Origin of the sequence: Vibrio sp. V04_P4A5T148 (assembly GCF_963875605.1) — a bacterium.
Classification (GTDB): domain Bacteria; phylum Pseudomonadota; class Gammaproteobacteria; order Enterobacterales; family Vibrionaceae; genus Vibrio; species Vibrio anguillarum.
Genome location: NZ_CAWNMS010000034.1, coordinates 38,092 through 49,802, shown reverse-complemented (window position 1 = coordinate 49,802; position 11,711 = coordinate 38,092). Strand labels below are relative to the sequence as shown.

The following is an 11,711-nucleotide window of genomic DNA, read 5'->3' as shown; positions in this document are numbered from 1 at the left end:
ACCCATACTCATTAGGAGGTAAATTGGGTAATGGACTCTTTTTTTTTACGATAAGGGTAGAATCACTTACTAATATTAAGTATTTTACTTATCAGCTGCTGTAGAGATAGTTAATTATACTACCTCAACGGCTGCCATAGCTCCGAGCTTAACTGGCTAAGTCTCATTTTTGTGAGATAGGGTGGTTAAGCCAGTGGTCTAATACCACAAGGGCATAATTGGAAATGATTATGCCTCCCGTATTTGGAAAGGTGTTCCGTGGCGCAACAGTTCGAAGATAGATTCCAACGTAAATTTTATTATTTACGTTTATCTGTTACAGATGTCTGTAACTTTAAATGCACATATTGCCTGCCTGATGGTTATCAACCTTCGGGGCAGAAAAACTCGTCTTTTTTAACCCTTCCTGAAATACAACGCGTCGTGCGAGCCTTTGCCGACTGTGGTACGTCGAAAGTACGCATCACAGGGGGGGAGCCAACTTTGCGTAAAGACTTTAACGACATTATTGCTTGTGTGGCGAATACCGCTGGTATAGAGAAAGTGGCGACCACCACCAACGGTTACCGTATGGCCAAACAAGTAGAAGGTTGGCAATCGGCCGGGTTAACGCATATCAATGTCAGTGTCGATAGTCTTGATCCAAGAATGTTCCACCAAATCACGGGTGAAAACAAATTTACGCAAGTGATGGCGGGGATTGATCGCGCTTTTGAAGTCGGTTACCAGCAAGTTAAAGTCAACGTTGTGCTGCTAAAAGACCTTAATCATCAGCAGTTACCTGCTTTTTTAGATTGGATTAAACATCGCCCTATTCAACTTCGTTTTATTGAACTAATGCAAACTGGTGAAATGGACTCGCTGTTTGAGCGTCACCATATTTCAGGTGTTGCCATTCGTAATCAACTGATTGCCAATGGTTGGGTGCTGAAAACCCGAGCTCACAATGATGGGCCAGCGCAAGTATTTGTTCATGCCGATTACCAAGGTGAAATCGGTCTTATCATGCCGTATGAGAAAAACTTTTGCCATAGCTGCAACCGCTTACGTGTTTCGGCAAAGGGGAAGTTACACCTGTGCCTTTTCGGTGAGCAAGGCGTTGAATTACGCGATCTGCTTGCCCAAGATAATCAACAGCAAGCCTTAATTGAGCGCATTCAAGCGCAATTACAGACCAAGTCGGTCAGCCATTTTTTACAAGATGGCAATACGGGTATGACGCCTAATCTCGCCTCCATTGGCGGCTAAATTCTTTTTGTCACTGGCTATTGTTTAGCGGGTGATGTGGTACACATTTGAACAGTAGGTGAACACATGGGTCACGCAGAAAGCGCATTTCAACCAGCACATATTGCCGTACTGACGGTTTCCGATACTCGTACTGAAGAAAACGATACTTCAGGCGGTTACTTAGCTGAGCAACTTCAACAAGCGGGACACATTTTGGCCGATAAGCAGATTGTTATTGATGATCAGTATAAAATTCGCGCGATTGTTTCTCAGTGGATCGCGGATGAAAACGTGCAAGCCGTGCTGATCACGGGTGGAACGGGTTTTACCTCACGCGACAGCACACCAGAGGCATTAAAGCCCTTGTTTGATAAAGAAGTTGAAGGTTTTGGCGAGCTGTTCCGATTGGTCTCTTACGATGAAATTGGCACTTCAACCATTCAGTCTCGCGCCATTGCAGGTTTTGCCAACCATACGGTTATTTTTGCCATGCCAGGTTCAACAGGAGCGTGCAAAACCGGTTGGACAAAAATCATCAAACAGCAGTTAGATGCCAGCCATCGCCCATGCAACTTTATGCCACATCTTTCGGTTTAACGGGGTTTCAATGAGCGAATTTACTCATATTAATGCCTCAGGCGAAGCCAATATGGTCGATGTCTCTGCCAAGGCTGAAACCGTACGTGAAGCACGTGCGGAAGCCTTTGTGAAGATGTCACCACAAACGCTGCAACTGATCCTTTCTGGGCAACACCACAAAGGTGATGTGTTTGCCACCGCAAGAATTGCGGGCATTCAAGCGGCGAAGAAAACGTGGGATTTAATCCCACTGTGCCACCCATTGCTGCTTACTAAAGTAGAAGTGCAGCTTGAAGCCATCGAAGCACAAAGCAAAGTTCGAATTGAATCATTGTGTAAATTAACCGGTAAAACAGGGGTTGAAATGGAAGCCTTAACCGCGGCATCGGTGGCGGCGTTAACCATTTACGACATGTGTAAAGCAGTACAAAAAGATATCGTGATTGAACAAGTGCGCTTACTTGAAAAAAGCGGCGGGAAATCGGGTTACTTTAGCGCTCAGCCACAACAAAAGGTCACGCATGATTAATGTCCTCTTTTTTGCTCAAACTCGTGAGTTGATCGGCCAAGACAGCATTCAACTCAAGGCACAGTTTGCTACGGTTGAAGCACTGCGTAGCCACTTAGCCTCGCAGCCTGGGAAATGGGATTTAGCCTTGCGACCGGGAAAACTGCTGGTGGCAGTCAATCAAACCATCGTTGCCTTTGATTACCCGTTAAGTGATGGTGATGAAGTGGCTTTTTTTCCTCCAGTAACCGGAGGCTAGTGATGGATAGCCGTATTTCCGTTCAAATATCAGATTTCTCGGTAGACGCAGAATACCGTGATTTGTCGCAAGGTACTTCCGCTGGCGCTGTGGTTACCTTTATTGGCAAAGTTCGTGATATGAATTTAGGTGATAATGTTATTGGCTTAACGCTTGAGCACTATCCGGGAATGACAGAAAAAGCTTTGAGTGATATTTGTGATCAGGCGCAGGCACGTTGGCCGGTGCAAAAAATCCGTGTGATCCACCGAATCGGTGATTTAGATATTGGCGATCAAATCGTGTTTGTAGGCGTGTCGAGCTCACATCGTGGTGCGGCTTTTGAGGCGTGCGAATTCGTTATGGATTACCTTAAAGCCAAAGCACCGTTTTGGAAGAAAGAGCGCACCACCGAACAAACACGCTGGGTGGAGTCTCGAGATTCAGATGCCCAAGCCGCGCAACGTTGGGCTAATCATCACACCATCGACTAAGCCTTGTGTAGTATATGAATAGTTCCGCGCTGTTGATTCTTCGCGTGAAACAGCGCTTTATCGGCCGTTGATACAAACTGTTCTGGCGTCATGCCAGTCGGTATGTGTTCGCAATATTGGATGCCGATAGTAATCGATACATACAATGAGACACGAGAATAGCGGTGAGGGATTTGCAGCTCTCTCACTTCACTAAGTAGTTGTAATGCTTTTTGCTCGCACTGTTTAATATCAATATCCGCAATAAATAGTAGAAATTCATCTCCTCCATAGCGAAAGCAGAGGTCATCTTTACGTTTCCAATGCTGCAGAGTGCTCGCTATCTTGCGCAGCACAGTATCGCCATTCACATGGCCATAGTGGTCGTTATATTCTTTGAAGCAATCTAAGTCGATCATGAAAATTGCAGCACTACTTTGCTCACGTTTGATCTTATCTAACGCTTTGGGCAGCAATGAGTCCATCGCATAACGGTTATAGACCTGAGTTAAATGATCCACATTGGTCAGTTTTTCTAACTCAAGTTGGTGTATAGAAAGCCGCTCTAACGTGCGCTTATAAGCGGTAATATTTCTCACAATCCATAGCACGTACTCAGTATTTTTCAGCGGGATGACCAATGCGTTAAAAAACTGAATATCGATAGGGCCAGAGCTGCCTTTAAATTGAGCTATCACCCTTAGGTCGAGATCGTATTCAAACTCTCGCATTTGTCCGTTATCAATGACTTCTTGGATAATTTGATGAAACCAAGCGGCTTTTTTTTCGGGTAATACCTGGTATAGATTGAGACCAATGAGAACCCTTGGGTCGTGGTGTCGGCTGCGATCCGTTCCTCCTAAGGCCTCCACATATACGCCATCGCGGTTAATCAGAAAAGTGGGTTCGGGTAATGACTCCAACAAGCTGCGCATCAGTGCTGGGTTTTCTATAATCTCGGAAAACAGTGGCGAATTCACCATGCCCAGTCCTTATTAATACAACGGTCAATGTTTAAGATATAAATGATATTAACTGTAAAATCTTGCGAGACATCGTGTTCTTAACGTGTTGTTTGATTCAAAAATGAGACGTTTTGATAAAAGATTTTGCCATTTACCCTTGATAAAAATTAACTATTTGTAATATCGATAGTTTGTGCCGATGAGCAAAATCGATTTTTTCCATTTAGTAAAACGGTGAAATTAGTCAACACTTAACTTAAGGCAGCATACCGTTGCAACCAAGGAGACAGATATGCAATCGCTAATAGTTAAAGATTATATGACATTACAAGCCATCACCTTCAAACCGGACATGCCAATGACTGCGGCTTTAGAAAAAGTGATGCGTTCGGAGCATCTTGGTGGTCCTGTTATTAACGACCAAGAACAAGTGATTGGCTTTCTATCAGAGCAGGATTTGCTCGATAAATTGGTGAAGGTGAGTTATTTCTGTGAAGACACCCATTTAGTCCGTGACTGCATGCACCCTGAAGTGCTGTCCGTTTCATCAGACACCTCTATTATTGAGCTTGCTGACATGATGAAAGTAGGAAAACCGAAAGTTTATCCCGTGATCGATCAAGGTAAATTGGTTGGCATTATTACGCGCAGAGATGTACTGAGAGCATTAGGGAAAAACTTAACGCATTGTTTTAAAAAACCAACATAGCAAACTATACCCTTCCTACTTGAAGCTGTAGCGGTGTTGGCTACGTTCGTTCACCCCAATCACATAGTTTGCCTATGCTCATGGGGACTCACTCACTTGCCGCCTACCTGCAACTCCAAGTTGTTTGGGTATATCAGCAGTAATAAATAAAATTCTAGAGGTGCAGTGCACCTCTTTTCCATCTAATCAAGGTGAATGTGCGTTAAGTGCAGGTTTGATAAAAATGCGCTTGACATTGGAGTTGACTCTAAGGTTTAAGCTTTGTGCATCAGAGAAGGAGAATCCTATGTGCACAAAACATGAAGCTTGCAGTACTACAAAAAATAGCATGGCAAACCCGCAGGCGGTGTCATGCTCTAGTCTTAAAATTACCGCGATTAGGGCTGCGGGTGTTGCTTCAAATGAAGAGGGGTGCTGCGGGTCACAAGAGTGCGCAAGCAATGATCCTGATGATGAACCAGCGCAGCTCACATCCGTTAAAACACAGTTTAACCAAAGCTGGAAAATTGAAGGGATGGATTGCCCATCTTGCGCACGTAAGGTTGAAACGGCGCTTAAAAAAGTGGGTAATGTGATCGACGCCAAAGTGCTGTTTGCCACTGAAAAATTGGTGGTCAAGTTTAATACCGAAGAGGCAGCGCTTGAAATAGAGCAAGCGGTTCGTAACGCGGGTTTTACGGCTCACCGCATTGATGCGGCTAATCCAGTTTCTGCCCCCATTCGTAGTGATTGGAAGTCAGTCATAAAACAGAACGCGCAGATCCTCTCCATTGCTGGCGCTATGATACTCGCCGCTATTGTGCAGCCTTATTTCCCTCAAATCAGCGATGGGATGTTCATTTTGACCTGCCTTGCCGGTTTGTATCCTATCGGTAAAAAAGCGATTCAACTGGCACGCTCAGGCACACCTTTTGCGATTGAAACCTTAATGAGCGTTGCGGCGCTCGGAGCGCTCTATCTTGGTGAAACGGTTGAAGCAGCGATGGTGCTATTACTCTTCCTCATCGGAGAGCGGCTAGAAGCTTTTGCCGCTTCTAAAGCGCGTAGCGGTGTACAAGCTTTAATGGCACTGGTGCCTGAAACGGCAACAAAAATTGTGGCAGGAGAACGCATCACGGTGGCGGCACATGAGCTAAAACCGGGGGATGTAGTGGAAGTTTCTCCCGGCTCTCGGCTACCTGCGGATGGTCAATTGCACGAAGCGTCGGCCAGTTTTGATGAGAGCGCGTTAACGGGCGAATCACTGCCTGTCGAACGTTATCAAGGTGACAGTGTCATGGCGGGTGCTGTGGTCGCGGATCAGGTGGTGCGTTTCACCATCACCTCCAAACAGGGTGAAAACGCGATTGACCGCATTTTGCATCTGATTGAAGAAGCGGAATCTCGCAAAGCGCCGTTAGAACGTTTTCTTGATAAATTTAGTCGTTGGTATACCCCATTAATGATGTTGGTTTCATTGGCCGTGGTTGTGATACCGCCGACACTGTTTGCGCAGCCATGGGAAACATGGGTTTACCGTGGCTTAGCCTTACTGCTGATTGCTTGTCCATGTGCGTTGGTTATCTCAACTCCGGCGGCCATTACTTCTGGTCTTGCCGCAGCGGCGCGTCGTGGTGCACTGATCAAAGGGGGCGCGGCGCTCGAACAACTTGGAAAAATAGAGAGTATTGCTTTTGATAAAACGGGTACTTTGACCAAAGGTAAACCGGAAGTTACGGATGTGGTTGCGCTCAATGGCTGGGATGAAGAGCAATTGTTGCGCTATGTCGCAGCGGTTGAAATGGGCTCGAGCCATCCTCTGGCAACCTCTTTAGTGAAAAAAGTGCAAGCGATGGCTTTGCCCATTCCAGAAGCGATAGAGAAGCGAGCGTTAGTTGGCAGTGGGGTTTCGGGGGTTGTGGAGGGGAAATCACTGCGCGTATTAGCGCCAAGCAAAGCGAATGTTCCGTTTTCTGATGCATTTAGCGCGCAAGTGGAAGCGCTAGAGATGCAAGGCAAAACAGTGGTGGTGGTTTTTGAGCAAGAGAACATTGTCGGTTTAATCGCATGGCAAGATACCTTGCGTGAAGATGCCAAAGCCGCCATTGAAGCACTGCGCCGTTTGGGGATCGACACTATTATGCTCACTGGCGATAACCCTAGAAGCGCTGCGACGATGAGTGCTCAATTAGGGATAGATTTCAAAGCCAGTTTATTACCGCAAGATAAAGTGGAATACATTCAACAGTTGGCGCAGAGAAAACAGGTGGCGATGGTCGGGGATGGCATTAATGATGCGCCTGCAATGAAAGCAGCCAGCATTGGTATTGCGATGGGGGGTGGTACCGATGTTGCGTTGGAAACGGCCGATGCGGCAATTACTCATAATCGATTGGTCGAGCTCGCCACCATGATCGAGCTATCACAAGCAACCCTCGCCAATATTCGCCAGAATGTCACGCTAGCGCTAGGCTTAAAAAGTATCTTTTTAGTCACGAGTTTACTCGGTATTACGGGCTTATGGGTAGCGGTGCTGGCCGATAGTGGAGCTACCGCGTTAGTGACGCTCAATGCGTTGCGTCTATTGAAATTTAAAAAATAGTCCGAGACTAAAAACTAAAAACCAAAAAGCTCAGCAAGGCATGGCGGGTCGTTATCTCTCATGCCTGTTGGGTTTGCACCCTATTGTGGTAATAGTGTGAAATGCGTCGATATTGCGCTTGTATTTTGTTATGCAGTGTTGGAAATCATCTTTTAGGGTTGGGTGTTATTTCATCAATATTGCTGTTTTTTGTGATGCAAACCGTTTTTATGAGAATGTGTTCGTTACATTGCGTCATTCATTGTGAATTTGATCACTCTTTGTTGGTGCGTGGTCCGCTAGAGTAGCTGCATACCCGATGTATATCTATGAGCTGAACAAGCCGCAATAAGGAGTCACTTATGTCTCAAGCCGTTTTCCATCTAGGTGTTACCGAAGCCGATCTGAATGGTGCTACTTTGGCCATTATCCCTGGGGATCCAGCCCGCGTACAAAAAATCGCTGAAGAGATGGAAAATCCAGTCTTTCTTGCTAGCCACCGTGAATACACTGTGTACCGCGCAGAGTTAGACGGTAAGCCAGTCGTTGTTTGTTCTACTGGTATCGGTGGCCCTTCTACGTCTATTGCGGTTGAAGAGCTTGCTCAACTTGGCGTGCGTACTTTCCTACGCGTAGGTACTACTGGTGCAATCCAACCTCATGTCAATGTGGGTGATATGATTGTCAGCACAGGTTCGGTTCGCCTTGACGGTGCAAGTTTGCACTTTGCGCCAATGGAATTCCCTGCTGTGGCTGATTTCGATGTCGCCACTGCAATGAAAGCGGCTGTAGTTGAAAGTGGTGCAACCGTGCACATGGGCGTCACCGCATCAAGTGATACCTTCTACCCAGGCCAAGAGCGTTATGACACCTTCACTGGTCGTGTTGTGCGTCGTTTCCAAGGCTCGATGAAAGAGTGGCAAGACATGGGCGTATTGAACTTTGAGATGGAATCCGCCACTTTGCTAACCATGTGTGCGAGCTCAGGTTTGAAAGCAGGTTGTGTGGCTGGTGTGATCATCAACCGTACTCAAAAAGAGATCCCAGATCACGCGACACTCAAAGAGACCGAGGCTCGTTCAATCAAAGTGGTTGTCGAAGCTGCGCGTAAAATGCTGTAATTGAGTTCTGAATTTACACTGATGTATCTATGTACACGGTGAGTGATTAGGCCACTTTTGAATAAAGTGGCCTTTTTACTTTCTAAATAATCACCAGTCAAACAGTCACCAGCTAAACAATTACTCACTAAGCAATCGCCAATTTAGGCAACGGAATGTACAAGCTCTCGGTTAAGTCGCTGAGCATCTGGTCGTAAACGTGGGAGATGCTGAGTGAAATATCCGAAGTGATTTGGTACATCGCGCCAGCTTCTATTTGAAAGGCAGGATGATCATGCAGTTCGCTCAGGCTATGCAGCGCGGCTGAGCAGCTTGGCGAAGCTACCGTTAAAGGGCTGATTAAGGCGAGTTGATTCATCCTACGCCTGACAACCTCACTATAATGCTGCAAGCGTATGCGGCCATCTTGAGTATCCATTTCATCAATGCTGATGCGCAACTGAGTTAGCGCGTCCATCGCATCAATGACCTGTTGCCAATTAACATGGTATTCATCGCTGAGATCTTCGCGGTTGGATTCCACCAACCAAGCCAGTATCACCTCATCCATTAAGAACATACAGTGACGAATTATTTTACCATGCATCATTTGGTTACGAGCCACAGAGCGCTCTGGCCACTCCTTCATGAGTGCTTTAAGCTTAATTTGCAGCACACGGTACATTGGTTTGTTGTCAAAGTGTGCGATAGCAATTAAGTGATTACTTTTTTCGTATAGCGTATCTTGCAATTCATTCAACTCAGTGTCGCGTCTTTGACCAGAGGCTAGTGTTTGATGGGTAATGTTACGGTGCTGACGGCATAAAAACAGTAGCTGGCGAAGGTCGATCAGCAGTTGATATTTACGTTGTAATGTGGATTCACGCTGTTTTGCCAGATAAAACATCAGCCACAATATACCGATAGAGATAAGCATTGAGATAAAAACAAACATAACCAACTCCTTGTTAAGGTTATACCAATCTAGAGTTAGCAGGGTTAATGCCAGTTTTTTATTTGTTTAAATTCAATGGGTTATGTATTTTCGCGTTGAAGTGATGCATCTTATTGGTGCATTTTGAACTAAAAGTGTGAGCTGGATCGATTTTGAGCAGTATGGTGATAAAAAATCCCCAACACAGAGCGTGTTGGGGATGCTATCGTGAAGATTGATGTATTACAGGATGCGCATGCCAGCTTGAGCACCTTCATGTGGCTCAAGAATCCATAGCTCGCTGCCACCAGGGCCTGCGGCTAAGATCATGCCTTCTGACATACCAAACTTCATTTTACGCGGTTTGAGGTTCGCTACCATGACAGTGTACTTGCCTACTAACTCTTCGGGTGAATAAGCGGCTTTAATACCTGAAAACACTTGGCGAGTTTCGCCACCAATATCCAATTGGAATTTGAGCAATTTGTCCGCTTTTGGCACCGCTTCGCAAGCGATGATCTTAGCAACGCGTAAGTCCACTTTGGCAAAATCATCAAATTCGATTTCAGCAGCAATAGGGTCTTTACTTAGCTCAGTTTCAACTGTGGTTGGTTGCGCGCTCTCAATCGCAGCTTTTTCTGCTGCCGCTTCTTCTTTAGACGCTTCAATCATCGCTTCAACGTGTTTCGGATCAATGCGATTAAACAGCGCTTTGAATGGCGTGAGTGTATGGCTTGTTAATGGTGTTTGTACGCCTTCCCAAGTGAGTTCTTGGTTTAAGAATGCTTCGGTGCGCGCCGCTAGTGCTGGCATTACAGGTTTTAAGTAAGTCATTAACACGCGGAATAGGTTGATACCCACTGAGCAAATGTCTTGTAGCTCTTGCTCTTGACCTTCTTGTTTAGCCACAACCCAAGGCGCTTTTTCATCCACGTATTGGTTCGCTTTGTCCGCCAATGCGGTGATTTCACGAATAGCACGGTTAAATTCACGGCTTTCGTAAAGATCAGCAATGCGATCCGCTGCTGCGGCAAATTCTGCGTACAGCTCTGGTTCGGCAAAGGTTGCAGACAACTGATTTTCAAAACGTTTGGTGATGAAGCCTGCATTACGCGATGCCAGGTTGACGATTTTATTGACCACATCGGCGTTCACACGTTGGGTGAAATCCTCAAGGTTCAAATCAAGATCGTCGATGCGGCTATTGAGTTTTGCGGCGTAGTAGTAGCGTAAGCATTCTGGGTCTAGGTGGTTTAAGTAAGTGCTTGCTTTGACAAACGTTCCTTTAGACTTCGACATCTTTGCGCCATTGACAGTGACATAACCGTGCACGAAGACGTTATTAGGCTTACGGAAACCACTGCCATCAAGCATCGCTGGCCAGAATAGGCTGTGGAAGTAAACAATATCTTTACCGATGAAATGGTACAGTTCGGTTTTACTTTCTTTATTCCAGTATTCGTCAAAGTCTAAGTCATCGCGTTTGTTACATAGGTTTTTAAATGAACCCATGTAGCCGATAGGCGCGTCTAACCACACGTAGAAGAATTTGTTCTTTTCGCCGGGGATTTCAAAGCCAAAGTATGGCGCATCACGTGAAATATCCCACTGTTGCAGGCCGCCTTCGAACCACTCTTGCATTTTATTGGCGGTTTCTGTTTGTAGCGAGCCAGAGCGAGTCCACTCTTTGAGCATGCTTTCAAATTGAGGAAGGTCAAAGAAGAAATGCTCGGAATCCTTCATTACTGGTGTCGCGCCAGAAACGGCCGATTTCGGGTTGATAAGCTCTGTTGGGCTATAGGTTTCGCCACACGCATCGCAGTTATCACCGTATTGATCTTCTGACTTACATTTTGGGCAAGTGCCTTTCACGAAGCGATCGGGCAAGAACATCTCTTTTTCTGGGTCAAACAGCTGAGAAATGGTGCGGCTTGAAATGAAGCCATTTTTTTTCAGCTCAAGATAAATGTGAGAAGCCAGTTCGCGATTCTCTTCGCTGTGAGTGCTGTGATAATTGTCAAAGCTGATATCAAAACCTGCAAAATCTTTTTGGTGCTCTTCACTTACTGCGGCGATCATCTCTTCAGGTGTAATACCCATCTGTTGTGCTTTAAGCATAATTGGCGTGCCGTGAGCATCGTCTGCACAGATGAAGTTTACAGTGTTGCCGCGTAGGCGTTGGTAACGAACCCAAATGTCAGCTTGGATATGCTCAAGCATATGACCAAGGTGGATCGAACCGTTAGCGTACGGAAGGGCACAAGTTACCAGCAGTTTCCTTGAAGAAACGTTTCTTGGGTCAGTCGCCATACTTAATATTCGCTTTTTTGATAGGTATGAAAAATAGAGACCAATACTACCTTATGCAGCGAGCGACTCCAAGGCGTGAGCCTAAGGAATCCCGCAACTTTTTTG

At 45.8% G+C, this 11,711-nt stretch carries 11 protein-coding genes and 1 riboswitch; of the genes, 8 read left to right on the top strand and 3 right to left on the bottom strand.

The window, feature by feature from the left end:
* The first annotated feature begins 126 nt into the window (after positions 1 to 126).
* Positions 127 to 270, top strand: a riboswitch (molybdenum cofactor riboswitch).
* The 5 genes from moaA (at position 259) to moaE (ending at position 3,049) form a co-directional block, all read left to right on the top strand.
* Positions 259 to 1,248, top strand: coding sequence for a GTP 3',8-cyclase MoaA (moaA, locus tag AACT18_RS06850; protein WP_026028246.1), 990 nt, complete (start codon positions 259 to 261; stop codon positions 1,246 to 1,248). It overlaps the preceding riboswitch by 12 nt.
* 66 nt (positions 1,249 to 1,314) lie before the next feature.
* Positions 1,315 to 1,827, top strand: a complete 513-nt coding sequence (gene moaB, locus AACT18_RS06845; protein WP_010320682.1) for a molybdenum cofactor biosynthesis protein B — start codon at positions 1,315 to 1,317, stop codon at positions 1,825 to 1,827.
* A 10-nt stretch (positions 1,828 to 1,837) separates the two neighbouring features.
* Positions 1,838 to 2,338 carry a cyclic pyranopterin monophosphate synthase MoaC gene (gene moaC / locus AACT18_RS06840; RefSeq protein ID WP_010320681.1) on the top strand — a complete coding sequence of 167 codons (501 nt, stop codon included), beginning with the start codon at positions 1,838 to 1,840 and terminating at the stop codon, positions 2,336 to 2,338.
* Positions 2,331 to 2,576, top strand: a complete 246-nt coding sequence (moaD, locus tag AACT18_RS06835; RefSeq protein WP_017050147.1) for a molybdopterin synthase sulfur carrier subunit — start codon at positions 2,331 to 2,333, stop codon at positions 2,574 to 2,576. Before moaC ends, moaD begins: the two co-directional genes overlap by 8 nt.
* A gap of 2 nt (positions 2,577 to 2,578) precedes the next feature.
* Positions 2,579 to 3,049, top strand: coding sequence for a molybdopterin synthase catalytic subunit MoaE (gene moaE, locus AACT18_RS06830; RefSeq protein WP_038148363.1), 471 nt, complete (start codon positions 2,579 to 2,581; stop codon positions 3,047 to 3,049).
* On the opposite strand, the gene AACT18_RS06825 is transcribed toward moaE, so the two are convergent.
* Positions 3,046 to 4,011: a sensor domain-containing diguanylate cyclase gene (locus tag AACT18_RS06825; protein WP_013857257.1), complete on the bottom strand. Its 966-nt coding sequence runs from the start codon at positions 4,009 to 4,011 to the stop codon at positions 3,046 to 3,048. The genes moaE and AACT18_RS06825 overlap by 4 nt on opposite strands.
* A 274-nt stretch (positions 4,012 to 4,285) precedes the next feature.
* On the opposite strand from AACT18_RS06825, the gene AACT18_RS06820 reads away from it, so the two are divergent.
* From AACT18_RS06820 to udp, 3 genes are all read left to right on the top strand, one after another.
* Positions 4,286 to 4,702, top strand: a complete 417-nt coding sequence (locus AACT18_RS06820) for a CBS domain-containing protein (RefSeq protein WP_013857256.1) — start codon at positions 4,286 to 4,288, stop codon at positions 4,700 to 4,702.
* Positions 4,703 to 4,988: 286 nt separating this feature from the next.
* Positions 4,989 to 7,283, top strand: coding sequence for a zinc/cadmium/mercury/lead-transporting ATPase (locus tag AACT18_RS06815; RefSeq protein ID WP_094125253.1), 2,295 nt, complete (start codon positions 4,989 to 4,991; stop codon positions 7,281 to 7,283).
* Between the two features lie 341 nt (positions 7,284 to 7,624).
* On the top strand, positions 7,625 to 8,383 hold the full coding sequence (gene udp, locus AACT18_RS06810; protein WP_010320675.1) for a uridine phosphorylase: 759 nt from the start codon (positions 7,625 to 7,627) through the stop codon (positions 8,381 to 8,383).
* A gap of 127 nt (positions 8,384 to 8,510) precedes the next feature.
* Here udp and AACT18_RS06805 read toward each other — a convergent pair whose 3' ends face one another.
* Together AACT18_RS06805 and metG are read right to left on the bottom strand one after the other, a co-directional pair.
* Complete coding sequence (locus tag AACT18_RS06805) at positions 8,511 to 9,323, bottom strand: hypothetical protein (RefSeq protein WP_017044551.1); 813 nt, start codon at positions 9,321 to 9,323, stop codon at positions 8,511 to 8,513.
* A 216-nt stretch (positions 9,324 to 9,539) separates the two neighbouring features.
* Positions 9,540 to 11,606, bottom strand: a complete 2,067-nt coding sequence (gene metG / locus AACT18_RS06800; RefSeq protein WP_088721086.1) for a methionine--tRNA ligase — start codon at positions 11,604 to 11,606, stop codon at positions 9,540 to 9,542.
* Between the last annotated feature and the right edge of the window lie 105 nt (positions 11,607 to 11,711).